Source organism: Nocardioides marmorisolisilvae, assembly GCF_031656915.1.
Taxonomy (GTDB): Bacteria; Actinomycetota; Actinomycetes; order Propionibacteriales; family Nocardioidaceae; genus Marmoricola; species Marmoricola terrisoli.
Genome location: NZ_CP134227.1, coordinates 2,406,758 through 2,428,470 on the forward strand (window position 1 = coordinate 2,406,758; position 21,713 = coordinate 2,428,470).

Below are 21,713 nucleotides of genomic sequence, written 5' to 3' on the forward strand. Positions count from 1 at the left end.
GACCACCATCCCGGAGATCCCAGGAGATCCCATGACCGATCAACCCACCCACGTCACCGGCGGCGACGTCCTCGTCGAGGTGATGCGCGCGCACGGCGTCGACACCGCGTTCGGGGTCGTCAGCATCCACAACCTCCCCCTGGTGGAGGCGATCGACCGGGAGCTGCGCTTCGTCCCGGTCCGTCACGAGGCGGCGGCGGTGAACGCAGCGGACGGTTATGCGAGAGCCACCGGGAGGTTCGGGGTGGCCATCACCAGCACCGGCACCGGAGCCGGCAACGCGGCCGGGTCGATGCTGGAGGCGCTCTCTGCTGGGAGTCGGGTGCTGCACGTCACCGGCCAGATCGACAGCGATTTCCTCGGGTCAGGTCGAGGCGTCATCCACGAGGTCCCACGCCAGCTGCAGATGCTCCAGGCCGTGTCCAGGTTCGCCCGCACCGTCGAGCGCGCCGACCAGGCTCGTGAGGTCCTCGAGGCCGCCATTGCAGATCTGAGCACCCTGCCCACCGCTCCCGCCAGCGTGGAGTGGCCAATCGACCTGCAGTACCTCGGCGACCCCGCCGACCAGACCGTGAACGGGCCCGCCACCGTCAGCAGACCCCCGACCGTTGATGCAGCCGCTCTGGCATCCGCGATCGACGTGCTCGACAACGCCAGGCGTCCCCTGATCTGGGCCGGCGGTGGTGCCCGCGACATCGGCGCCCCTCTCCAGGAGCTCGCCGAGCTGCTCGGCGCCGGACTGCTCACCAGCAACGCCGGCCGGGGCTCCATTCCAGAGGATCACCCTCTGGTGGTCGGCAATTTCGCCTCCAACCCGGGATTGGACGCGCTGATCGCCGACGCCGATGCCCTGCTGAGCATCGGCAGCCACTTCCGTTCCAACGAGACCCGGCACTATCACCTGCCACTGCCCTCCCCTCACGTCGCCATCGACGTCGACGAGGCGGCCGTCGGGCGGGTGTACCCCGCTGAGGTCGGCCTCGTCGGTGACGCCGCTGCGATCGTGCCGGCCCTCCTCGACGCGCTCCGCTCCAGGTCCACCGGACCGGAAGCGGGCTGGACGGAGCGGGTCACCTCGGTGCGCGAAGACGTCCGGACCAAGCTGGAAGCGGACATCGGCGCCTACGGGAGCATCTGTACGGCGATCAGCGAGGTGCTGCCCCAGGGGTCCATGATCGCCCGTGACGTGACCATCCCGTCGAGCTCCTGGGGCAACCGCCTGTTGCCGATCCTCGACCCGCGCAGCAACATCTTCCCGCTCGGCGGTGGCATCGGTCAGGGCCTCGCCATGGGCATCGGTGCCGCTGTCGGTCGCACGGACGTGCCGACCCTGGTCATGGTCGGCGATGGCGGCCTCGCCGTACACCTCGGCGAGCTGTGCACGCTGGCGGGTGAGGAGCCGTCGTGCATCCTGGTGATCTTCAATGACGGCGGCTACGGCGTGCTGCGCAACCTGCAGGAGGCCAACACCGGCAGACGCGCGGGAGTTGACCTGTTCACGCCGGACTTCGGCGACCTGGCGCATTCACTCGCGCTCCCCTATGCCCTGGCGAGGAACGGCGACGAGTTCCGCAGCGCCCTGGTCAAGGCGGTCGAACTGGGTACCCCGATGGTCATCGAGGTCGACGTCACCGCGCTGTCGCCGGCGCCGAAGCCGTTCGTTCCACCGGTGCACGTGCCCACACCCGGGGCGCGTCAGAGCAGGGAGTCCTGATGAGCGAGGGGCCCCACAGTGCCGTCCTGGGTCTGCACAGCAGCCTGGACTGGCCCGAGCTGACGGGGTCGGATGACGGAAGCCGGTCGGTCGCGTTCACGCCCGACCAGGACCTCCCCGCCCGGGTCGCGGTCGCAGCCGAGGCAATTGAAGATTTCGGTGCACCGATGCACATCGTGGCGAGTGGACCCGAAGGTGCCGTCGCTGTCCGGTTGGCGGTCAGCCGCCCGGAGCTCGTGCGGAGCCTGGTGCTCACCGATTGTTCGCCCCGCACGGATCTGGGCGACGTCACCGACGACCTGGTGGACGTCAGGGTGCCGTCGCTGGTGGTCGCGGCGAGTCCCGACGGGGAGTCCGGTCTCGAGGACTCCCAGACCCTGGCTGGCCAGATTCCCAATGGGGTGTTCGTGGTGATGGACCACACCGAGCTGCCCGCCCATGCATCGCGGCCGGGTTCATTCCAGGAGTGGTCAGCCTCGTTCATCTCGATCGTCGAGGGTTTGCGCGCCCTGGACCCCGAAGCCCGCCACATCATCACCCCGGCCGACACGGCCAGTACCCCTTGAGAACCGGAGGAGAAACCATGCAAGAGCCGCTGTATCTGCAGCCCGTTCAGACCCGAACCGAGCCGGCCTCGCCGTACGAGCTCAAGCTCGCCGGCCTGATCGAGCGAGTCTTCGCCGAGGGCCACACCGAGCTCCCTGAACTGGTGAAGGGGCTCAACGATCACCGGTCGACCTCACCGACCGGCGAGCCGTGGACCGAGGAGTCCTTCTGTGCCGAGATGACGAGACTGGGAGCCTGACGATGACTGTGACCGAGACCCCCCGGGTGAACTCGCCGGGCCGCAACACCGGAGCCCTGGATGTCGCGGAGCTCATGGGGACCGGCCTGCGGGACCGCTGGTACCCCGTGCTGCCCTCACACCTGGTCAAGCCGGGTGCGATGAAGAAGGTCACCCGCCTCGGCAAGGACTGGCTGCTCTTCCGCAGCGCCCAGGGCAAGCTGTCAATGCTGGCCGATCGGTGCCCACACCGCAATGCGCCGCTCTCCATCGGCCAGCACCTCGGCGACCGGGTGAAGTGCCAGTACCACGGGGTAGAGGTCGACGGCACCGGCACCGTGGTGAAGGTGCCCGGCATGCCCGGGTGTGCCTTGGAGGGCAAGCAGGCAACCGTCAGCCTAGACATGGTCGAGGCTGCCGGCGTTGCGTTCGCCTGGTTCCCCGCACTGCCTGACAACAAGGCTCCGGAGTTCACTCTGCCGGACCGGCTCGACTCCTCGGAGCACTCCTACTTCGTGAACTTCGTGGAGTGGAAGGCGCCATGGCGGTTCTACCTCGACAACGTGCTGGACCCCATGCATGGGGCCTTCCTGCACGCCGACTCTCACTCGATGTTCAGCGGTGACACCACTGCACGGTTCCGGATCCGCGAGACCGACCGGGGCTTCTTCTTCGAGAAGACCGACCAGCGCGGGCAGAACTTCGACTGGGTCGAGTACGTCCACCACAACGGTCTGGACTACGTCGACCTGGAGATCCCCTACGGCCCGGAGGCGGGCCCCGGCGGTCCCTTCGGCATCGTCGGCATCCCCACGCCGGTCACCGACAACGTCACGGCTGTCTTCCACTGGCGGACCCGCAAGGTGCAGGGCTGGGAGCGCGACGTCTGGCGCTTCCTCTACAAGACCACCCTCGAGGCGAAGCACTGGGCCGTGCTGGAGCAGGACCGCGGCATGCTTGAGAACTTCGCCGTCGACGCCGACCAGGGCGAGCACCTCTACCAGCACGACCTCGGGGTCGCCAGAATGCGACGGATGTACCAGGCCGCTGCCAAGGAACAGGCCGAGAAGATCTCCCAAGGCGGCAAGTGACCTCGCCCGACGAGGTGATGCTGACCGTCTTCCTGCGCCACGACCAGTCCCAGCACCTCGAAAAGATCCAGGACCAGCTTGACGAGCGAGACTGGTGGACCGGCTTTCCGCCGGAGGGGGTCGAGATCGTCTCCTGGGTAGTGGCCATGGGCGTGGGGCAGATCGTCACATTGCGGTTGCCCGCCTCGCGAATCGCTGCGGTGAACGTCGAGCTGGAACGTCGTGCTTGGGGCGCCTTCCGCACCGAGTTCTACCCAACGTACGACTTCCTGCCGGTGCGTGAGCGGCTGACAGCTGAGTCGGCCGCACGTAGAGGGAATACGCCGTGACGGCCGTGCACGCGCCGGGAGTCGACGAGCCACCACGCTCCACGATGTTCAGCAACGCCCGGGTCGTGGGCGACCAGATCTTCGTCTCCGGCCTCCATGCGGGTGACGGCGCCGGCGGCATCCTGGGCGACGGATCGACCTACGACCAGGCCCGAATAGCGCTGACCAAGATCCAGCGACTCATCGAGGCTGCGGGCGGCGTGATGGACGACCTGGTCGTGTTGCGTCTCTACATGACCGACATCGACGAGAAGGCCGAGGTCGGTCGGGCGAGGGCAGAGTTCTTCACTGGCGACTTCCCTTGCTCCACCCTGGTCGAGGTGAGGGCGCTGGTGGATCCCCGCCTCACCGTCGAGATCGAGGCCCAGGGCGTCCTGGGGAGCTCCCGTTGATCGAGCGCGCCGTGACCGTGGGAGCGGGGATCGCCGGCTGCTCGGCAGCGATCACGCTGGCCACGCGTGGTGTCGAGGTGACTCAGGTGGAGAAGCAGGCAGAGTGGCGGCCAACTTCAAGATGGTTCCCATCTCACCTTTGCCCTCTGGGGACAGACATCGTGACCGTCGACAGTGTTCACACCGCGTTCGTCGCGTCGCGTAACCCGGTCGCTGCCGCCAGGCAGTTGACTCGAAGTCGCAAGGCCGTTCGCCGCGTGCCTCCAAGTCAGCGCAGCGCTGGAACGGTCACATCCGGCCGAGTATTTCTGGCCCTCCTGACTGATCTGTGGGTTAGTTGCGGCCCGGGAGGGCGGGTCGGTGCCCGCCGAGGGTGAGCATCGCCAGCGCGATCAATGCCTCGGCGGAGTGGAACCCGAACGCCATCCTGGTCAGCAGCCGGATCTTGGTGTTGGTCGACTCGATCAGCCCGTTGGACAGGTTGTGCTCGATCGCGGCGAGGATCCGGGAACGGTGCTTGACGATGCTCTTCTGCAGTTTCACGAACGCCGGGATCCGGCAGCGTCGCGCCCAGCTGATCCACCGGTCCAGGGCCTCGGCGGCTGCCGCGTGGGGTAGTCGGAAGACCAGCCGCAGGCCTTCTTTGAGCAGATAGGCGCGATACAACCGCGGATCGGTGGCCGCGATCCAAGCCAGCTTGGTCTGCTGGTTCTCGGTGAGATCTTCGGGGTTCTTCCACAACGAGTAGCGGGCTCCCTTCAACGACTTGGCCCGTTCGCTGCCCGGTCGCGGCGGTGCGTCGGCGCGAGGACGTCCACGCGGCCGCTTGGGTTCGGTTCTGGCCTGCTTGCGGGCGTCGTTCCACGCCTCACGCCGGACCTCATCGAGCGCCTCGGTCGCCCATTTGACGATGTGGAACGGATCGGCCACCCGGACCGCGTTCGGGCACCGCCCGGCGACGATGGTGTCGATGAAGTCGGCCCCATCAGCCGAGACGTGGGTGATCAGCTTGCAGCGTTCTTCGCCGAGGAGATCGAAGAACTCAGCGACGGTGGCGCTGTTGCGTCCCGGTGCGGCCCAGACCAGTCGCCGCTGGTCGTGGTCGACGACGACCATCAAGTACTTGTGCCCGCGCTTGTAGCTGATCTCGTCGATCCCGATGCGCCGCAGCCCGGCGAAGCGGTCGTGCTGGGTCTCGATGTCGGCCCAGACCCGGGAGATGATCGAACCCACGGTGCGCCAGGCGATCCGCATCAGCTCGACCACGCATGACTTCGAGGCCTGGGTGGCCAGCCATGCCACCTGATCATCGAAGCTCAGCGTGTGGCCGGCGTCGTGGCGGGCCCAGGGCACGTGGGCGACCACCACGCCATGGGCCCGGCAGGTCACCCGCGGCGCGTCAGCCTCGACCATCGCGACCATCGTGCCCAGGTCCAGCGCCCGCCAACGCCTCCTGCCCGCACCGGCGTCATAACCCGGACAGCGTCGCCGACAACGCCCGCAGCGGCCACGCTGCCGCTTGGTCGGCCGCACGTAGGCGACCAGCACCTGGTCGTCCTCGTCGAACTCGACCCGCTCGATCACCGTCTTCTCGACCCCGAACACGCCCCGCCATAGGCTGACATCACGCACGCCGCTCTCCTGTGCACCTGGTTCCTGTTCCTAGACAGCTCAGAAACCTAGACAGGAAGCGGCGTGTGGCTCGTTCAGGCGCGCTCAGGCACCCACAGGTACGTCAGGAGAGCCGTATTTCTGTCTTCTTCGCTGTGAACTCTTGTTCGGTGAGAATGCCCGCATCCTTGAGCGCGGCGAGCTCCTTCAGCTGAGCAACAGGGTCTGGCCCCGTCTCAGGAGCAGGAGCAGCGACGGCCCGGGCGATCGGGTTGTAGCCCTCGTACCTCATTGTGTTCTGGCGTTGCTGGATCGCGTTGCGGGCCGCGAACGTCGCATCGTTGATCTGCCGTTGAGCAGTCCGCCCATCCGGGATGTCTTCCATGAGGACGATCTCCACCCCAGCGCCACGCTGAATCTGCACTGTCAGCGTGAATACCGAGCGAGCCTTTTGGGTCATGGTCTGCTTCACGTCGACATCGATCACCTGGGCAAGCGGAACCTGCTGTGACTCTGTGCGCAACGTCCCCTTCTCGAAGTACAGGTAGTTGGCATCCATGCGGTAACGGCCAGCACCGATGCCGGTCACTGGCTTCCCGACCGCAGACCAGACAGTGTCTTCCGGCAGGTTCTGATCCTTGACAAGCAGGCGTCCCGCGGCCGAGACAGCGGCATTCTTGAGAGCGCCAGGCGCAGAACCAGTGTCCGCCGGCACGGGAGCGTCACGAACCTGCTCCGTCCAGGCAGCCCCGTCCCAAAAACGCTCATGCCCACCATCGACGGGATACCAACCCGCGGGTGCCTGGACTTCGCTCATGTTCGGAGTGTAAGCACCGCGACGGGAGTGCATCTCGATTCCCCGAGCCTCCTCATGGGCGTCCCGAAGCTAGGCGAACGCCCTACATGCGCGTCGGCTCAGGGGCCCATTCAGCGACCCAGATCGGCACGTGGACGTCAGCTCGCGTTCAGACAGCTCGCGGCCGCGTTACATGATGCTGCGATCCGTGCAGCTGACAATGGGACTCGACCGTACGTCACACCCCCGCGAGAGAGCAGCCCCGTGTGCTACCGGGTGTCGCGCAACTTGAGACGAGGCCGCCCTCGGCGCGGGCATGTGAGGGCCGGGGCCGAGGGCGGCGAATGTCGGCCGAGAGGGAGGGAGAGGGCCGACCTGCGCGACGCTAATCGGAGGCCAGTCCACTGCGCCAAATACTGGACAGTAGTGTCACGATGCAAGACAGGCGAGATCGCAGATCGCTCGACCGGGCCGATGGCTCACCGGGACGGCTGTGGATGACCGACGTGCGCAGCCAGCCAGGTGCTCGGATTGACCGGGTCCTGGTAGATCGTGCCGCCATGGGGATGGACTTCGAAGTGCAGGTGGCAGCCGGTGGCGTTGCCCAAGTCGCCGACTTCGCCGATCTGTTGACCCGCCCTGACGCGCTGCCCGCTAGTGGCCAGAACGCGGCGCATGTGGGCATACCAAGTCGCTAACCTGCCCGAGCCGGTGGAGACCACGACCAGCCAGCGACCGGCCCAGGCCTGGTCGGTGCGGATCGTGATGGCGCCGGATGTGGCGGCCAGCACCGGGGTTCCGCATGCCACGGAGAGGTCGGTGCCGGTGTGGAAGCTGGACCAGTGGCCACCGGTGTGGCCGAAGTTGTGCTGGTCGACGTACCCCGAGCCCGCCGGCAGCGGAAAGCGCACGGCTCCGTCGCCGTACTGTGCTGCGCAGCCGCCCACCGTAGCCGAGCCGCCTGCGTCCAATCGAACGAGGAGGGTGCGGGCGAGTGGCTCGTCGTCGGCGTATGCCTCCGGGTAGGCGGAGTGCTGGACTGCTTGGGCTGCGACGGTGACCGGCAGGCGAACCCATCCGGGCACCTTGGCCAGCGCCCGGTAGAACAGACCGGCCGAGGCGGCGGGATCCATCAGGGTCTGCATGGTTCCCCACCAGGGCCACTGCTGTTGGAAGATGCCGAGGCTGCCGTGGTCGGTGCCGACGGCTTCATGTGGCAGCCGCAGGGATGCGGCGATCCCGTGTTGATCGGGCGCGAGGTCGCCGCCGAGGCCGTCGTTGGCGTAGATCCGCAGCCGGGATTCCTGCAGAGCGGCGGCCAAGGCGATCACGATCCCTCGATCCGGCACGCCTCGGGAACGACCGGCCTGAATGATCGTGGCTGCGTGCTGGATCTGGCTGGAGTCCATGCCAGCGACGCCCGCGGCGGCTCCGGCACCGGTCGTAGCCTGGACGCAGGTCTGGAGTCTGGGCGCAGCAACAGCACTGACCACGATGAGTGGGAGTGCGCCGAGGAGCAGGACCGCAACGACAGCTGTGGAGAGGACCTTCACTCGGGATCACCACCGGTGGCTCAGACGATCTGGAGGGCATCGTTGGTGTAGGTGAGGTCGAGCTCGAGGGGGGTCATCTTGGCCTCGACCTTGAACTGGCGCTCCCCCACCGTCCACAGCGCGCGGCCCTTGCCGCCCATCGCCCAGCCCGTCACCAGCTGCTGGGCGATCGGGTTCAGACCAAGCAGGGCGGCGAGCTCGTCGACGACGGCCTTGTCCTGACCGTGCAGGACCCTGATGTCGGCCAAGTGCAGCAGATCCTTGGCGATGGCCACGGCCTGGCTGCCCGCTGCGCCGGCCGACAGCGGGTCGGACGGCTTGTGGTAGACGACCACCTGCACATCACCTGCATGCCTGGACAGCCGAAGGTTGGAGTCAAGAGTCTTCACCGGCTCCAGACCCAGACGCATCTGCTTCCAGGTCTCGTCGCGGACCACGATGCGCACGTCGCCGGGCTCGGCGATCTCGCGCATGCCCTGCCCCCAGGAGTTCAGGCACAGCAGCGCGATGCCGACCGCCTCGTCCCCGGACTTCTCCAACCGGGACAGCGACAGCGATTGGACCGGAGCCCGCCAGTCCGGACGGATGCTGGTCGGAGCGTCGAAGAGCCCCTCCAGATGCCCCTTCACCAGTGCACCGAGGGCGTCCCGCAGAGTGCGGGTCTCGCCCTGGAAGTGCCGCACCGAGGCGAACCGGCACTCGTCGACCAGCTCGCCGGTGGGGTCGTCCAGCGCCGCCCACAACTCGGGCACGGTGACCGGCGCCAGTTCGGTGGCACCTCGGGTGTAGCCGGTCAAGGCGCGCAGTGCTGCGGAGACGGCTGTTTCGTCGCTAGGTCCGAACGGCACCGAGTCTGCGCCGATCTTCTGCGAGCCGACAAGTCCGCGGATCAGCAGCAGCCACCGGTTGAACACGAGGGATGCGCGGCGGGTGGCTTCAGCGGCATCGAGCCTTGCCCAGCCGTTGCCCAGGGGGCCGATGTCGAGAGGGTTGACCCGGGCCGGGAGCCCGTGGCCGATAGAGAACGGCTCGACATCGAGGGCGTGGCACAGTGGCTCGTACTCGTCCTTGGTGTCGCCGAGGATCAGCACCCTGTAGCCGAAGTCCATCATCCGCAGGCAGAAGATCTTGACGGTCCCGGACTTGCCGCGGCCGGGCTTCCCGAAGACGAAGATGTTGGGGTTGGTGACCGGGATGCTGTCGTCCTTGACCCAGCCGAGCGGGTCGCAGTAGAACGCGCCGCCGGACAGCAGGTCGATGCCGATCTGGGCGCCGGTCGGCGGCAGACCCTGAGCCGCGATCAGCGGCCACAGCACCGGGGTCTGCTCGGAGGTCATCCGCCAGGTCGAGAAGGGCGCGAGCGCGGGCGCCCATCCGGCGGCTCGCGCGCGATGACCGTGCGCGCCGACGTGCTGGTCAAACAGCCGGTCCTCCTCGAGCGCAGGTGGCGCCGCCGTTCGCGCCGGCACGGGGGCGCCGCTGTCGCGGAGCAGCTCGTCGATGCCGCGGCCGAACACCGCCCGTGCGCGTCGTCTCATCGGCGTCCTCGCCTCCTGGGCGCGCCGACGCCGAGCGGGACGCTTGCGGCGGCAAAGGCGGCGTCTTGAGCTCCGTCGAGTCGTTGCGGCACATAGCCCGCGAGCCGGACCGCGGCGTCGAGGCGTCGTCCGAACTCCTGGGTGGGCCAGTTGGCCGGGATGGTCACCGAGACCGCGGCGTAGGGCCGGACCAGGGAGCGACCGCGGGCGAGCTTCTCGTCGGTGGACCGCACTCGGTTGACGGTGCGGCGCTCCTTGGCCCGTTCGAGTCGTCCGGTCCGGCGGCGCAGCTCGGCGCCCGTGACCGCCGACATCTCCTCACGACCGGTGATCTTCTCCGCCGACCGTGTCGACATCGGCGCGAAGAAGACTGTCAGGGAACGGCGCTCACCGGCTGCCGACGGGACGAGCACCGGGGCGAGGGCACCGAGCACAGCACCCTGCTCTGGAAGCAAGACGGTGTCGGTGATGCTGCTCCAGTCTCCATGGCTGTATTGGCGCAGCTCGGTGCTGGCCGTACTGGGCCCGGCCGCGGCCAGTGACACTCCGGTTGCCACCTGGGGTAGGGATCGGGCGGCGACGTCGGCTGCGGACAGCAGGGCGCGGTCGCCGGGCTCGAACCCGGTGCGGATCGCGACGGCGAGGCTCGCGGAGTCCAGCCAGGTCACGGCCGTGCACCCCATCGGGCCGAGCAGACGAGCCTCGATCTCGCTCAATGCGCCATAGAGCACCCGGGCACGACCGGCGATGCCGCCGCCGGCGCGTTTGGCCGACCTCGAGATCCGGTCCTCGCCGACCACGACGCTCACGAAGGCCTCGCTGCGCACCGATGCGGGCATCAGCTGTTCGGACAGCTGGTCGTTGGTACGGCGGGCCAGGTCGGGTCCGTCCGCCCTGCGATGCAGCCGCACCCAGTCCTCGCGTTCGGCACCGTCATCGGGGACCGTGCGCACCTGGATGGCGACCAGGTCCACCAGCTCGGTGCGGGTGGCTGCCTCGCACAGCTCGGCCAGGCCCGCCCCCATCCGGTCTCGGGTGTCCGCCTCGGTCAGCCCGAGCCCGGGGTGCTCGATCCGGGCGGTGGCCGCCCAGGTGCGGGCCGCCTGATGCTGGATGACCGCGACCCGGGTCAGCAGATGTCCGTACGGCGGGCCGTCGTGGATCTGCACGCCGGCCAGGACGCCGGGGAGATCGGCCTGGTCCAGGTCCTCGGCTATCCCGGCGGCGACCTTGGACTGCCAGGTCGTCCACCCCATCAGCGCGCCGAGGCCGTGCGCAGCGAGCACCCCGACCCATTGTGCCGTCGACCAGCCGCGCACCGGGACGACTACCAGCAGTGCGACCCCGGCCCAGGCGGGCAGCCACAGTGCGAGCCACCCCCACATCGCAGCGTTCACCGCGATCCATGCCGGGATGCCCGAGAGCACCAGCAGCGCCAGTTGGATGCCGGTAAGTCCGAAGAACCAGCCGGTGCGGTCCTTCATGTATTCGCCGTAGACCGTCATCGTCGATCACCTCTCATGTCCCCCGCTCCAAAGCAGCTCACAGCGCCGCTGCAGCGCCGGCAGCGCCCGCTGCTCCCCTGGCAGACCCAGCCCCGGCCGATGATCCCGCCGCTGCTGCGCCGCCGGCATCGCCTGCGCCCGCGGAGCCGGCACCGAGGCCTCGTCCCCCCGATGGCACCGGCACCGGCACCGGTCCAGGCGGCAGTGCGGGCGGTGGTCCCAGCGACCCCGGAGGTGCCTCGTCGGGGCCTTGGGAGCCCTCGTCGTACGGCTCGGGCCGATCAGAATCTTGGGAGGCGGCGGTGCCACCGGTGCGATGCCTCGACGGGGTGGCGGTGCTGGCGTAGCTCGGGTAGTAGGGGTGGGAGTGTCCAACGCCTGAGGTGCTCAAGATGTCACTGCCCACCGCGACCGATCCCGCTGCCATCCGGGCCACCCCGGCGAGCAGGCCACCTGCCGCGGCGAACCGGCTGCTGGTAGCGGTGTCCGCGGTTGCCTCGCCCGAGGATCGACCGGCGCCGTCGTCCTGGGTGGCTGCTGGACCGGCAGTGTCGCCTCGGGAGAGCAGCCCCGAGATGCCTCCGTGGGCGGCCAGGGAGGTGCGCATGGCCGCGCCGCTGGAGGTGCCGGGCTCGACGAAGGCGAGCAGCCGGAACAGCACCAAGGGGCAGATCGCGCCGATCAGGATCAGCAGGCTGCTCACCACCGCCATCCCGACCGCAGCAGTAGTGTCGTGACCCGCGCCAGCGGTGATTCCTTCGGAGATCCGCTCCCCCACCCCGAGCACCAGCGCCGCCAAAGGAGCGACCAGTAGCGCAGCGAGGAACCAGCGCAGGCTGCGCCAGAACCACGTTCGACCCAGCTCCGCCATCAGGCCCCCGGCCGCGATCGGGGAGGTGGCGACCAGCAGCAGCAGCGCGGCCTCGCGGACCAGCATGATCAGCAGGTAGGCGATCGCGGCCGGCCAGATCAGCAGCCACGAGCAGATCCCCAGCACCGTGGCCGTGGTGGTGTCGGTGATCTGTCGTGGCCACCCAGCCCCGGGGTTGAACCCGGAGAAGCCATGAATGCCCAGTAGGCCCTCGAGCAGACCGTGGGTGAGCCCGGAGGCGGCCGTGACCAGGGCGCCGGCGACCCCGACGTACCCCAGCCATACCGCGCCGAACTGGGCCAGTCCAACCAGCACCCGCGCGATCGACTGGCCATCGCGCTTGAACGCAGCAACCCCCACCTGGAAAAACGCCATCACCAGCGCCACCGACAGGCCGATGCCGAAGGTGTACGGGTACACCGCGCCCATCGGCCCGGCGGCGGACAGGTCAGGAGTGGTGAACGCATCGATGACCTTGAACGCGAGCTTGAGGATCCACAGGCCCGAGGACCAGGCGGCGACCATGGCCGCGGTCAAGGTCTGGCCCACCGCTTCGGTCGCGGCGCTGCCGAGCCAGTGCAGCGGGTTCACGTCATTCCAGCCGAACAGCGGCGCCAGGAGTCGGCTACTCATAGCTCAGCTGCGCGTATCCCGCGGCACGGGCAGCCTCGGTGCCGGGCCATATCGACGGCGGTTGGGCGGGCTCGGCTCCAGGCCCGATCAACCATCGCGCATCGGTGGCCGACCAGACCATCCGCTGACAGTCCGCGGCGGCGGTCCGCGCCGTACGGGACGCGGTGGCGGTGACTACGAAGTCGACACATCCCACGACGTAGTTGTCGCCGATCGTGCCCTTGATCAGTCCCATCGCCGGACTCGCCGATACGGCCAGGTCGGTCGAGCCGGTGGCCGGTAGGCCTGCAGTACCCAGCATGTCGGCGATCGCCTTGACCCCCGACCATGACTGCGCCGTGGGTCCGCCCGGTTGGGCCCAGGCAGAGATCACCCGCTGGGCAACGGGGACCGAGGCTGACTGCAACGCGGCCTGGTCGATGGCGACCAGTTGTGCAAGCGCGCCGCCCGGCGTGTGCGGAAAGCCGGTGGACACTCCGACCGGGCCGAGCCGCTTCGGCGCCGGAAGATGCAGGACTGCGAATTTGGCAGTGATCAGCGGACCGGGTCGGGCTGCGTCTGGATCCGTCGCCGGCATCGGCCGCTCGGCGATCCGGTCCCGAGCATCGCCCCCGCTGCTGGCCACGCCTGCGTGGTCGCGACCGGCTGTGCCCGGATGGGCGGGGTGCAGCATGTAGTAGATCCCCAGGCCCATGCCGGCCAGGGCGAGCAGGGATGCGACCACGAGCCCGCCGAGGAGGAGCAGTAGCCGGCCGCGTCCCCACGATGAGCCGGCAGTCTCCGATCGCCGGCGTTGAGGTCCGTCCTTGCGGTTCTGGTGGCTGTGCATCAGCAGCCGGCTCCGGTGATTCCGGTGACGATCGCGTAGACGGCAACGAACATGACCGCGCACAGCACAGTGATCGCGAGTCCCATTGCACCGAGTCGGGATCCGTGTGGGTGTGCGAACACTCGCGCCAGGATGATCGTTCCGATGGAGACGAAGCCGCCGATCACGATCAGGGACAGGGTGCCCCATTTGACCCAGCCGAGGATCTGGTCGTCCCAGTGCCCCATCCCGGGCGGCGCCTTCGGGCACACGTTGGACATCAACACGATCAGGTGACTCATCATCGCTCCTTCATCGAGGGGTTCGTCCGTGTCGACTCGGCGGGCTCGGCCGCGAGCAGATCTGCCAGCCGGGCACCAGCGGCGAGTACTGACCTGGGCAGCGGTGTGCTGTCGATGCCGCTGATGGCGAGCCGTCGATCGCCGGACACGAGCACCATCTGTCCGGCGGCGGCGAGCCGCCTGGCGCGCGGACCCATCGATGCGTGCACGGGTCCTTGCCAGCGGCGCGATCCGAGCGGTGCGATGGCCGCGAGCACCGCCGTGGTCGGTAGCTGCTCCAGGGCGAGTTCGGCGCGGCGTACGCCGGGCACGGTGGCCCGACACACCATCACCACACTCGCGCTGCTCGCGTCCAGGCCATCGGCGTCCGCGGTACTGCTCGCGGCATCGATCACCCGCCGCGCGGGTGGCCCGCAGGGGGCTGTTGGTGTCGCGAGCGGTTCTTCTGGATGAGCCCGGCGAATCGTAAGGTTGCCGCGGGTGCCGGCACTCCAGCCGGACCGGTCGGTGCCGAGCTCACGGTCCGCGGCGCAGATCAGGCCAGATCGCTGCGTGGGCGCCAGGTCGATCAGTTCGACAGGTGGCCCCTCACGCTGCGCCAGGGCCTCGGCGATGGCCAGCGCGATGGTGCTGGTCCCAGCGCCCGGCTCCGCACCGACGACGGTGACCTGCTGGCCGTCGGCGGCGCTTCGGAGCGCGGCCGGCTCGGGGCCGTTCGCTGACGAGGTCTGCGCGGCCGGGATCGGCCGGGGCGGCGACCACGTCGCCGGAGCACTGTCGTCCGCCAGTGTCGCGAGCAGCTCGGCCACGGTTAGCGGCGAGGGGCGCGCCATGCCGGCGCTGTTGTCAGTGGCGACCAGTGTCATCGGCGGTCTTCCCTACTGCCGACCTTCAGCCCGAGCCGCAGCAGCTCGGGGTCGATCGTGGCGAGGATCCGGCGCGCCTTGGCGGCGCGGCGTAGCCGATCAGACAGCGCGTCCAGGTCTGCCAGCGTGGACTCGACGTCGCCGCGCCGCATGGTCTCGATGAGGTCGGCAACCCAGTGCCGATCGCTGGCGTCGAGCAGCCGATAGGGCGTCGCGGGCCGGTCCGCTCGAGGGTCCTGATTGTTCGTCACGACCCCAAAGGCAGCAGCGCTGAGGTGGTGTGGACACATCTCAGGCGGCCTCGTGCAGATAGCGCGGTACGGCGTCGCGCAGCCGGGCGAGGATGCGGTCACGTTCCCGGGAGATGGTCTTCGGGCAGACCCCGCGCCGCTCGGCCAGTTGGCGGGTCACCGCCTGGGGGCACACACCCTTGCGCATGGCCGGTCGCTGCTGGTCCTCGAAACTCTCCGCAGCCGCGAGCAGCTCGACGAGGAACTCCATCTCTGCGCGGCCAATGACCCGACTCCTCCGCGCCCAGCCCAGCAGATCGGCCAGCTCGATGGCCGCATCTGCGACACCCGGGGTCGAAAGAACCGGGCGGACGAACTCGTCCCAGCCATCCTGGTCCCGGAAATGGAGCTCTCGGATCGAGCGCTGCGGGCACAGCAACTTGACCGCCTGCGCTCGGGTATCTCGCAGGATGTTCGCGGCATAGGCGCGTCGGCGACGCTGCCAGGGAAACGTACGGATCCGTATCCACAAGCAGGACAGCACCGTCGCATCGCTGTCCTGACACGTGTCCGCCAGACCATGCATCAGGCATCGAGCTCCAGCCTCGAGCTGATGCACCACCGCATACGCCGCCAACTCGTCGTCGCCACCGTCATAGGCAGCGAGCCGGACAAGCGCGCCCAACGGGCCATCGGCATCCGCACCCCTCAGGCTGTGGACCTCCGCGAGGCCGTCGTACGGCGCGAGCTCAGGCTCGGCGCTGACCCAGCGCTCCCACACCGGTCCGGACACTCGTTCGACCAGTTCGTCGGGACAGATCCCCAGCCACACTTCGTTGCGCACAGTCGTGCTCCCTTCGGTGAACTTTGCGAAGGGCTCACGCTCGGCTGGCGGCCTCACCACATGGCTCACCACACGGCTGACCACCGGCCCCGGCGGCAGGGGTAGATGTGTGGTGAGGTGCCGCTGGGCCATCGAGGGGCGCGAAATCTTGACGGAATGTTGACGGGTAATGGGTATGCTGGGGTCATGTCCAGCGCATTCGCCGAGGAGGCCATCCGGATCCACCGCACCGCAGCGCTCTCGGACTCGCTGATCGCCGAAGCGGTCGGCGCCAAGCCGAGCACGGTGCGCGACTGGTTCAACGGGCGCAGTTCACCGACCGGGCCGCGGGCCCGTCGACTGGCCGAGCTCGTCGAGATCACCGATCGCCTGGCCCGGGTGATGCAGGCCCGCTACATCCCGCTCTGGCTGGTCAAACCGGTCGAGGCGCTCGATGACTACGCTCCGGTGGAGCTGATCGCCCGTGGCCAGGCACGTGAGGTGGCTCGGCTGATCAGCGCCCTGGAGTCACCCGGCGCCGCCTGAGCGCCACCACGCCACCGTGCCCTTGGACGTCGACCCGATCCGGATCGAAGGCAGTTGGGTGCGCCATGTCCCCGCCGGGCTGGACCCCAACGGCCGCCCTGATCCTCCACCGGACAACCGCTGGCAACGCGGCGACGTCGTCGACGCGCTGTACCTGGCCGACAGCCCCGCGTGCGCGTGGGCGGAGTGGTACCGACATCTGGCCGAGGCAGCACTTCCTCCGAACTTCGCGCTCCCCCGCGACCTGTGGACCTACCGGATCCGCAACCTAGAGGTAGCCGACCTCTCCGACGCAGCCCGGCTTGCCCGGGTCGGACTGGCCACCCCCCTCCCCGGCCGCCGGAACTGGCGCCAGTTCCAACACGTCGGCGAGCAGCTGTACACCGAAGGGTGGCGCGGCCTGGTGGCGCCCAGTGCGGCCCGGCCACGCAGCATGGTCCTCGTCATCTTCCTCACCGACCATGCCGTCGCCGATGAGGTCACCCCAGTGCGTCACCTGCGCATAGCCGAGCCGCCAGCACCGCCCACCGGCATGCGCACCTGAGCCAGCCGTCGGCTGGCGCCGAATCGTCCAGCGAGCGCCTGAGGTCGCCGGCGTACCCGTGGTGGGTCGCCCCCCGAGGTGGTCGCCACAGCCGGCGCCCTATGAGGAGTGGACCAGGGCTTCTCGGATCGCGCCGAGGTGTCGCTGTGTGTACTCGGCGTGATGAAGCCAGACCTGACCGTGACCCTCGCCCCATAGGCGTGCCCAGGGTTGGGCTCGGGTGGCGTGCCCGTTGCGGAGCAGGTTGTACATGCTCATGATGCGAGGAACGAGGAGATCGGCCAGTTGGTCGCGCTCGCTCTGGTCCAGACGGTAGCCCTCGGCGAGCGCCGCTATCCGTCGACAGGCGGAAGCGGTCGGGACGTGCGGCTCCAGGCCGCAAAATCCGTGCGCCGCATAGGCCAGGTCCCACAGCCGCGAGCCAGGGCCGGCGTTGTCCCAGTCGATAAAGACCCACCGCCTCCTACCGAGAACGAGATTCCACGGCGCGAGGTCGTGATGGATGACCAAGTCCTCCGCGTCCGGGGGGATGACGACGTTCCACTCGGCGTCGGCCGGAGGAGTGAACTCCGCGGACGCGTCATGGAAGTCACGGATCAAGGCCCCGACCCGTCGGGCCGCCTCGAGGTGGTCATCTGCCGCGAAGGGCATTTGGATCTCTCCGTCGACGTACTCCAAGACATGGCGCCCGAGGTCATCGAAGCCGAGAGTGCGCGGCGCTGCTGTGTACCCGACATCATTGAGGTGGTGTAGCAGCGCGTGGACCGAGCGCGACCAAGGCCCGGCAGGACGGCGGACCGTGTCTCCGACCCGCACCACTGCTGTGCCCACGTTGCCACCAGCGAGCTTCTCCTCTTCAAAGCTGCGCTCCACGGTGGGCAGCGTGCCACATCACCCGACCCGCAGGTGGTGATGAGCCTGTGCCGCCGAGCGAATCCAAGAACGATGCTCGATTGAATTGATCATCCGGCAGCGGGCTCTGGAGCCGTCGGGGCGGCGCTCGGCGGCGCCGTCACCGCGGACGGACTGTCTTGGGGTGTTCGGGGAAGAGGATCTCGAGGGCGATGCGCACCTCGGCCCAGCGGTCGGCGCCGATCCTGGCGGAGAAGTCGGCCTCCATGGCGGCCATACGCCGGCGGGCTACCGCGAGACCCTCGAGACCGCGCTCGGTGTAGCGGACGACCACACCCCGACCGTCGACCGGGTCCGGTTCGCGGCGGACCACTCCGCGCCGTTCCAGATCATCGACGACCTTGGTGATCGCCTGACGGGTGACTCCCGCGGCGGCAGCCATCTCGCTGGGACGGGCTCCGAGCTCGCCGAGGTTGCGCAGCACGACGTGGTGCCCGGGATTGAGCTCGCTGAAGCCGGCGCGAGTCGCCGCCGCGGCCACCTCGGCGTCGACAGCGGCATGCGCATCGCGCAAGAGGACCTGCAGGCTCTTCGGCATCACACCACGCTACAAATAGTTCACCATGGTTGACAATATTGCCACGCGGGTGGATGCTCAGAAAATCGATCTCGGATGACAGCGGCAACGCCGCGGGAAGTAGTACCCGATGCCTACAGTGCTGGCCTTCCACGAAGTCGAGAACGTCGACCAATGGCTCACCTCGCCCAAGCGGACCGAGCTCTTCGGGAAGTACGACGTCACCCAGATCCGCACCTTCACCGACCCCAACGGCTCCAACCGCGTCGGGCTGATCCTGGAGGTGCCCGACCTCGCAGTGGTGCCGAAGGTCCTCGCGGATGAGGAGATGCCCGCAGCGATGCAGCATGACGGCGTCCGGCCCGAGACACTGCTGATCCTGCAAGAGATCTCGCGCTGATGACCCGCGTGGTCGTCAACCACCTGCGGCTCGCGGCACCGCTGACGGAGTCGGTCATCGGTGCTGCCGGCGAGGTCTGTGAACAGATCCTCGCCGCAGGCGCACGATCCGTCAGCGTCGTGCAAGTCGACGACGGCCACGCGATCCTCGTCCTGAGCTTCCCTGACAAGGAGACCGAGGAGCGGGTCTCCACCGACATCGGCGGACCCTGGATGCGAGAGCACCTGCTCCCGCTGCTCTCCGGACCGCCCGAGCGCAGTTCAGGGGTGCTGGTCGCCGGGACGCCATAGAGATCCGCACTTGCCTTGAGTCGCGACCGCCTTGACTCGAACGGGAGACGACCATCAAAAGTGGTGTCCGGCAAGCTCGCTGCCACCGGTGACGACCCGAACCGGATCGACGTGGGCGAGACGTCCGTCGAGGAGCACCACGCACTGCCGACGCCGGAACGCCGATGCGCAGATTCTGGTGCGATCCGCCAAGAAAACCCATGGTTTGGGGGCCCGATATGGCCATGAAGTGCCAAACTGAGGACGTCGCGACCACCCCGCCGAGGTTGGTCGTGGCCGATCAATCTGATCCACCTGTGCTGGCTCTCCACCAACGACCTCGAGGAGTGTTCCGGATGGATTTCATGCCCCTGAACAACACCATAGTCGGGCTGGCCGCGGGAATCGGACTGATCGGGATCGCCCGAATCGTCTGGAAGTTGCAGGTGTCCCCCTCGGTCCCAGATGAGACCTGGGTCGAGGGATTCTCCGCGGAGGGCTGGGCACTCGTTTTCGCCCCGGCCGGATTCATCCTCACGGCGATGGGCCTGGCGATCACCATCGGCTGGCCCTACCGCATCCCGGCCGTGTTCGACGCGAACATCCTGTTCGGGGAGCCCGCGCTCGGGTTCGGTGCGCTGCTGCTCGCCGCCGCGTTCTATCTGTGGAAGGAACGTGGCATCGTCAGCCGAGCCAGGCTTTGGCGCACCCTAACGCCTGTCTCTCTGTACATCTTCGCTCTCGGATTGATGATGGGTGCGTGCGCTATCTCCTGGTGGCGCTATGAGCTCGGCGCCGCACCGCCGACAGAACCGATCAGCGGCACGATCGTGGGCGGTCACCCGCTGATCGAGTCCATCCCGCTGTTTGTCCTGTACGGCCTGGTCGCACTCGGCGCCCTCCTGTTTCCCCTGCTGACGGCCGGACGGGCCAGTGGTCGCAACGCCGGATGGTTGACCCCACAAAGGCAAGCCACCATCGGGACGATCATCTATTGGACCTGGCTGATCGCCGGCGTGGTCTTCATGTTGTTCAGCGCCCTGAACTACTACACACACATCGGGTCCCTGCAAAACGACAACATGCACACGCACTACAAGTGGTAGATCCACCCGCGGGCCGCCGTCCTAGCTCCGCGGATCACCAACAACGCAAGGGTGTGCACATCCACACTCAGAGCGCGAGCGGTCGCATCGCCCGCCAAAGTTCAAAACGGAGCGCGCAACCACCTCGACGCTCCGGCGAGGAGCCCCGTGAGGGGTCATCGTTCCGCCTTCAGGCGTCGGGTGCGGAATCCCAGTCGACCAGTTGACTCTTGATGGACAGCAACTGCCGCGGCTTTCCGGTGGAGTCGCCGAAGTGCCGGTAGGGGAACCCCACCGCGGCGATGCCAGCCCGCGCGAACCGTTCGGCGAACGCGTCGAGCCGCATCTCCCGGGTGGCGACCAGGCCGTGGCCGAGGATGACGACGGGCGGGCGTACGACGCCGCCCGGCAGAACAGCCACGCGGCGCAGGTGGCGGCAGGTGAGTGGCTGATTTGTCATCTCTGGGACCGTGAGGCCCTCGCATTCAACGAGGAGTCGATCAGTCTTGCCGATCCGCTGACACGTACGGCGTGACGCGATCTGCTGCTCAAGGCGTTGGCGTCGGTCCCCGGGCCAACGTGATCGGACTCGGGTGCGGCACGGCCCTTCGCACGCGCCTGGTCACGCACTGATGCCTTGGGTGAGCGAAGTCGACGGCGTTGAGCCAAACGTCGGACGGCGATCGCCTGCGCGCAGTACGGTGCCTGCGGGGCGGGAACCGGTTTGGTGTGCGGACCAACGGAAGGTTGTCCTGATGAAGTTCCCGACGAAGACCAATCGACGTGCTCCGGCTCTGGTGGCCGCCGGCGTGATGTTCGGCGCAGCGATCACTGGAGGTCTGGCCTACGCGTCCGGGATCCCCGGAGGCGACGGCGTCATCCAAGCCTGCTACGCCAATAGCGGCAACGCCAACCTGCGGGTGGTCGACGATGCTGCGGCATGCAGGTCCAACGAGGTTGCGCTGAGCTGGAACCAGAAGGGCGTCCAGGGCGACACCGGTCCCGTCGGCCCACAAGGCCCGAAGGGCGAGACCGGCGCGACAGGCGCCACCGGCAAGACCGGCGCGACAGGACTGACCGGCAAGACCGGCGCGACAGGACTGACCGGCAAGACCGGCGCGACAGGACTGACCGGTAAGACCGGCGCGACAGGACTGACCGGCGCCACCGGTGCGACCGGCGCCACCGGCGCGACCGGCGCGACCGGACCACAAGGCCCCAAGGGCGACACCGGGCCGGCAGGCCCCGCAGGTGTGGCGCCGTCGCCGCTCTTCGCCGTCGTGAGCGCCGCCGGAGTTCAGCTGCACGGCACGGCCACCGCCGTGCAGGCCGGTCGCACTGGCGTCTATGGGGTCACTTTCGGCCGTGACGTCTCTGCGTGCGCGTACAACGTCACGGTCTCGAGGGTCATCAACGATGGCCCCCCTGCGATGGCCATCGCCGGAAGCTGGGGTGGCCGGAACCTCGAAGTGGATATCTACGACGCGGCTGGCAACCTCGCCGATCTGCCCTTCTACCTCACGGTGACCTGCGCTAACTAGGCGCCGTCTAGCCACGCGTTGACCAGAGGCGTGCCCACACGGCTACGGTGAGC

The 21,713-nt window shown here is 68.3% G+C and carries 27 protein-coding genes; 13 read left to right on the forward strand and 14 right to left on the reverse strand.

Features of this window, described 5'->3' with window-relative positions; genetic code table 11:
* Positions 1–31 precede the first annotated feature (31 nt).
* From Q9R13_RS11525 to Q9R13_RS20290, 7 genes are read left to right on the forward strand one after another with little or no spacing between them, the layout of a single operon-like run.
* On the forward strand, positions 32–1,714 hold the full coding sequence (locus Q9R13_RS11525) for a thiamine pyrophosphate-binding protein (protein ID WP_310961325.1): 1,683 nt from the start codon (positions 32–34) through the stop codon (positions 1,712–1,714).
* Positions 1,714–2,280 carry an alpha/beta fold hydrolase gene (locus tag Q9R13_RS11530; protein WP_310961326.1) on the forward strand — a complete coding sequence of 189 codons (567 nt, stop codon included), beginning with the start codon at positions 1,714–1,716 and terminating at the stop codon, positions 2,278–2,280. The genes Q9R13_RS11525 and Q9R13_RS11530 overlap by 1 nt, the downstream gene beginning before the upstream one ends.
* A gap of 17 nt (positions 2,281–2,297) precedes the next feature.
* Positions 2,298–2,519 (forward strand): recombinase-like helix-turn-helix domain-containing protein, encoded by a 222-nt coding sequence (locus tag Q9R13_RS11535; protein WP_310961327.1) that lies wholly within the window; start codon positions 2,298–2,300, stop codon positions 2,517–2,519.
* 2 nt (positions 2,520–2,521) lie between these two features.
* The gene (locus tag Q9R13_RS11540; protein WP_310961328.1) at positions 2,522–3,589 is read left to right on the forward strand and encodes a Rieske 2Fe-2S domain-containing protein; all 1,068 of its coding nucleotides are present in this window, start codon (positions 2,522–2,524) and stop codon (positions 3,587–3,589) included.
* Entirely contained in the window at positions 3,586–3,918 is a 333-nt protein-coding gene (locus tag Q9R13_RS11545; protein WP_310961329.1) for a hypothetical protein, read from the forward strand. Before Q9R13_RS11540 ends, Q9R13_RS11545 begins: the two co-directional genes overlap by 4 nt.
* The gene (locus tag Q9R13_RS11550; protein ID WP_310961330.1) at positions 3,915–4,310 is read left to right on the forward strand and encodes a Rid family hydrolase; all 396 of its coding nucleotides are present in this window, start codon (positions 3,915–3,917) and stop codon (positions 4,308–4,310) included. Before Q9R13_RS11545 ends, Q9R13_RS11550 begins: the two co-directional genes overlap by 4 nt.
* A 17-nt stretch (positions 4,311–4,327) precedes the next feature.
* Positions 4,328–4,687 carry an NAD(P)-binding protein gene (locus Q9R13_RS20290; protein WP_397219428.1) on the forward strand — a complete coding sequence of 120 codons (360 nt, stop codon included), beginning with the start codon at positions 4,328–4,330 and terminating at the stop codon, positions 4,685–4,687.
* Here Q9R13_RS20290 and Q9R13_RS11555 read toward each other — a convergent pair.
* The 11 genes from Q9R13_RS11555 to Q9R13_RS11605 all read right to left on the reverse strand — a co-directional run bounded on the left by Q9R13_RS11555 (position 4,644) and on the right by Q9R13_RS11605 (position 15,804).
* Positions 4,644–5,942 carry an ISL3 family transposase gene (locus Q9R13_RS11555; RefSeq protein ID WP_310961331.1) on the reverse strand — a complete coding sequence of 433 codons (1,299 nt, stop codon included), beginning with the start codon at positions 5,940–5,942 and terminating at the stop codon, positions 4,644–4,646. The two genes, Q9R13_RS20290 and Q9R13_RS11555, sit on opposite strands and share 44 nt — an antisense overlap.
* A 103-nt stretch (positions 5,943–6,045) precedes the next feature.
* On the reverse strand, positions 6,046–6,738 hold the full coding sequence (locus Q9R13_RS11560; protein WP_310961332.1) for a DUF2510 domain-containing protein: 693 nt from the start codon (positions 6,736–6,738) through the stop codon (positions 6,046–6,048).
* Between the two features lie 458 nt (positions 6,739–7,196).
* Positions 7,197–8,126, reverse strand: a complete 930-nt coding sequence (locus Q9R13_RS11565; RefSeq protein WP_310961333.1) for a M23 family metallopeptidase — start codon at positions 8,124–8,126, stop codon at positions 7,197–7,199.
* 164 nt (positions 8,127–8,290) lie between these two features.
* A complete protein-coding gene (locus Q9R13_RS11570) occupies positions 8,291–9,808 on the reverse strand; it encodes an ATP-binding protein (RefSeq protein ID WP_310961334.1) in 1,518 nt (505 codons plus the stop codon).
* Positions 9,805–11,313, reverse strand: a complete 1,509-nt coding sequence (locus Q9R13_RS11575; protein ID WP_310961335.1) for an SCO6880 family protein — start codon at positions 11,311–11,313, stop codon at positions 9,805–9,807. Before Q9R13_RS11575 ends, Q9R13_RS11570 begins: the two co-directional genes overlap by 4 nt.
* Before the next feature lie 37 nt (positions 11,314–11,350).
* A complete protein-coding gene (locus Q9R13_RS11580; RefSeq protein WP_310961336.1) occupies positions 11,351–12,817 on the reverse strand; it encodes a hypothetical protein in 1,467 nt (488 codons plus the stop codon).
* Positions 12,810–13,646 (reverse strand): hypothetical protein, encoded by an 837-nt coding sequence (locus Q9R13_RS11585; protein WP_310961337.1) that lies wholly within the window; start codon positions 13,644–13,646, stop codon positions 12,810–12,812. The genes Q9R13_RS11580 and Q9R13_RS11585 overlap by 8 nt, the downstream gene beginning before the upstream one ends.
* On the reverse strand, positions 13,646–13,927 hold the full coding sequence (locus Q9R13_RS11590; protein WP_310961338.1) for a hypothetical protein: 282 nt from the start codon (positions 13,925–13,927) through the stop codon (positions 13,646–13,648). Before Q9R13_RS11590 ends, Q9R13_RS11585 begins: the two co-directional genes overlap by 1 nt.
* The gene (locus Q9R13_RS11595) at positions 13,927–14,793 is read right to left on the reverse strand and encodes a hypothetical protein (RefSeq protein ID WP_310961339.1); all 867 of its coding nucleotides are present in this window, start codon (positions 14,791–14,793) and stop codon (positions 13,927–13,929) included. The genes Q9R13_RS11590 and Q9R13_RS11595 overlap by 1 nt, the downstream gene beginning before the upstream one ends.
* Positions 14,790–15,044 (reverse strand): hypothetical protein, encoded by a 255-nt coding sequence (locus Q9R13_RS11600; protein ID WP_310961340.1) that lies wholly within the window; start codon positions 15,042–15,044, stop codon positions 14,790–14,792. The genes Q9R13_RS11595 and Q9R13_RS11600 overlap by 4 nt, the downstream gene beginning before the upstream one ends.
* 40 nt (positions 15,045–15,084) lie before the next feature.
* Positions 15,085–15,804, reverse strand: a complete 720-nt coding sequence (locus Q9R13_RS11605) for a hypothetical protein (protein ID WP_310961341.1) — start codon at positions 15,802–15,804, stop codon at positions 15,085–15,087.
* 249 nt (positions 15,805–16,053) lie between these two features.
* Here Q9R13_RS11605 and Q9R13_RS11610 point away from each other — a divergent pair, with 249 nt between their 5' ends.
* Complete coding sequence (locus Q9R13_RS11610; RefSeq protein ID WP_310961342.1) at positions 16,054–16,392, forward strand: helix-turn-helix transcriptional regulator; 339 nt, start codon at positions 16,054–16,056, stop codon at positions 16,390–16,392.
* 16 nt (positions 16,393–16,408) lie between these two features.
* Positions 16,409–16,936 (forward strand): RES family NAD+ phosphorylase, encoded by a 528-nt coding sequence (locus tag Q9R13_RS11615; RefSeq protein WP_310961343.1) that lies wholly within the window; start codon positions 16,409–16,411, stop codon positions 16,934–16,936.
* 99 nt (positions 16,937–17,035) lie between these two features.
* On the opposite strand, the gene Q9R13_RS11620 is transcribed toward Q9R13_RS11615, so the two are convergent.
* Positions 17,036–17,809 carry a phosphotransferase gene (locus Q9R13_RS11620; RefSeq protein WP_310961344.1) on the reverse strand — a complete coding sequence of 258 codons (774 nt, stop codon included), beginning with the start codon at positions 17,807–17,809 and terminating at the stop codon, positions 17,036–17,038.
* A 139-nt stretch (positions 17,810–17,948) separates the two neighbouring features.
* Positions 17,949–18,386 (reverse strand): MarR family winged helix-turn-helix transcriptional regulator, encoded by a 438-nt coding sequence (locus tag Q9R13_RS11625; protein WP_310961345.1) that lies wholly within the window; start codon positions 18,384–18,386, stop codon positions 17,949–17,951.
* Between the two features lie 109 nt (positions 18,387–18,495).
* Here Q9R13_RS11625 and Q9R13_RS11630 point away from each other — a divergent pair, with 109 nt between their 5' ends.
* The 3 genes from Q9R13_RS11630 to Q9R13_RS11640 all read left to right on the forward strand — a co-directional run bounded on the left by Q9R13_RS11630 (position 18,496) and on the right by Q9R13_RS11640 (position 20,140).
* The gene (locus tag Q9R13_RS11630) at positions 18,496–18,765 is read left to right on the forward strand and encodes a hypothetical protein (RefSeq protein ID WP_310961346.1); all 270 of its coding nucleotides are present in this window, start codon (positions 18,496–18,498) and stop codon (positions 18,763–18,765) included.
* Entirely contained in the window at positions 18,765–19,055 is a 291-nt protein-coding gene (locus Q9R13_RS11635) for a hypothetical protein (protein ID WP_310961347.1), read from the forward strand. Before Q9R13_RS11630 ends, Q9R13_RS11635 begins: the two co-directional genes overlap by 1 nt.
* Positions 19,056–19,390: 335 nt before the next feature.
* On the forward strand, positions 19,391–20,140 hold the full coding sequence (locus tag Q9R13_RS11640; protein WP_310961348.1) for a DUF981 family protein: 750 nt from the start codon (positions 19,391–19,393) through the stop codon (positions 20,138–20,140).
* A 169-nt stretch (positions 20,141–20,309) separates the two neighbouring features.
* On the opposite strand, the gene Q9R13_RS11645 is transcribed toward Q9R13_RS11640, so the two are convergent.
* Positions 20,310–20,579 (reverse strand): hypothetical protein, encoded by a 270-nt coding sequence (locus Q9R13_RS11645; protein ID WP_310961349.1) that lies wholly within the window; start codon positions 20,577–20,579, stop codon positions 20,310–20,312.
* Positions 20,580–20,874: 295 nt separating this feature from the next.
* Here Q9R13_RS11645 and Q9R13_RS11650 point away from each other — a divergent pair, with 295 nt between their 5' ends.
* On the forward strand, positions 20,875–21,660 hold the full coding sequence (locus Q9R13_RS11650) for a collagen-like domain-containing protein (RefSeq protein WP_310961350.1): 786 nt from the start codon (positions 20,875–20,877) through the stop codon (positions 21,658–21,660).
* Positions 21,661–21,713 lie beyond the last annotated feature (53 nt).

What these genes read in the sequence shown, in the direction of transcription:
- Q9R13_RS11580 (WP_310961336.1), bottom strand. Translation starts at nt 12,817, where the DNA reads ATGAGTAGCCGACTCCTGGCGCCGCTGTTCGGCTGGAATGACGTGAAC.
- Q9R13_RS11575 (WP_310961335.1), bottom strand. Translation starts at nt 11,313, where the DNA reads ATGACGGTCTACGGCGAATACATGAAGGACCGCACCGGCTGGTTCTTC.
- Q9R13_RS11525 (WP_310961325.1), top strand. Translation starts at nt 32, where the DNA reads ATGACCGATCAACCCACCCACGTCACCGGCGGCGACGTCCTCGTCGAG.
- Q9R13_RS11650 (WP_310961350.1), top strand. Translation starts at nt 20,875, where the DNA reads ATGAAGTTCCCGACGAAGACCAATCGACGTGCTCCGGCTCTGGTGGCC.
- Q9R13_RS11610 (WP_310961342.1), top strand. Translation starts at nt 16,054, where the DNA reads ATGTCCAGCGCATTCGCCGAGGAGGCCATCCGGATCCACCGCACCGCA.
- Q9R13_RS11535 (WP_310961327.1), top strand. Translation starts at nt 2,298, where the DNA reads ATGCAAGAGCCGCTGTATCTGCAGCCCGTTCAGACCCGAACCGAGCCG.
- Q9R13_RS11570 (WP_310961334.1), bottom strand. Translation starts at nt 9,808, where the DNA reads ATGAGACGACGCGCACGGGCGGTGTTCGGCCGCGGCATCGACGAGCTG.
- Q9R13_RS11630 (WP_310961346.1), top strand. Translation starts at nt 18,496, where the DNA reads ATGCCTACAGTGCTGGCCTTCCACGAAGTCGAGAACGTCGACCAATGG.
- Q9R13_RS11565 (WP_310961333.1), bottom strand. Translation starts at nt 8,126, where the DNA reads ATGGACTCCAGCCAGATCCAGCACGCAGCCACGATCATTCAGGCCGGT.
- Q9R13_RS11530 (WP_310961326.1), top strand. Translation starts at nt 1,714, where the DNA reads ATGAGCGAGGGGCCCCACAGTGCCGTCCTGGGTCTGCACAGCAGCCTG.
- Q9R13_RS11585 (WP_310961337.1), bottom strand. Translation starts at nt 13,646, where the DNA reads ATGCACAGCCACCAGAACCGCAAGGACGGACCTCAACGCCGGCGATCG.
- Q9R13_RS11595 (WP_310961339.1), bottom strand. Translation starts at nt 14,793, where the DNA reads ATGACACTGGTCGCCACTGACAACAGCGCCGGCATGGCGCGCCCCTCG.
- Q9R13_RS11540 (WP_310961328.1), top strand. Translation starts at nt 2,522, where the DNA reads ATGACTGTGACCGAGACCCCCCGGGTGAACTCGCCGGGCCGCAACACC.
- Q9R13_RS11560 (WP_310961332.1), bottom strand. Translation starts at nt 6,738, where the DNA reads ATGAGCGAAGTCCAGGCACCCGCGGGTTGGTATCCCGTCGATGGTGGG.
- Q9R13_RS11590 (WP_310961338.1), bottom strand. Translation starts at nt 13,927, where the DNA reads ATGAGTCACCTGATCGTGTTGATGTCCAACGTGTGCCCGAAGGCGCCG.
- Q9R13_RS11645 (WP_310961349.1), bottom strand. Translation starts at nt 20,579, where the DNA reads ATGACAAATCAGCCACTCACCTGCCGCCACCTGCGCCGCGTGGCTGTT.
- Q9R13_RS11640 (WP_310961348.1), top strand. Translation starts at nt 19,391, where the DNA reads ATGGATTTCATGCCCCTGAACAACACCATAGTCGGGCTGGCCGCGGGA.
- Q9R13_RS11635 (WP_310961347.1), top strand. Translation starts at nt 18,765, where the DNA reads ATGACCCGCGTGGTCGTCAACCACCTGCGGCTCGCGGCACCGCTGACG.
- Q9R13_RS11625 (WP_310961345.1), bottom strand. Translation starts at nt 18,386, where the DNA reads ATGCCGAAGAGCCTGCAGGTCCTCTTGCGCGATGCGCATGCCGCTGTC.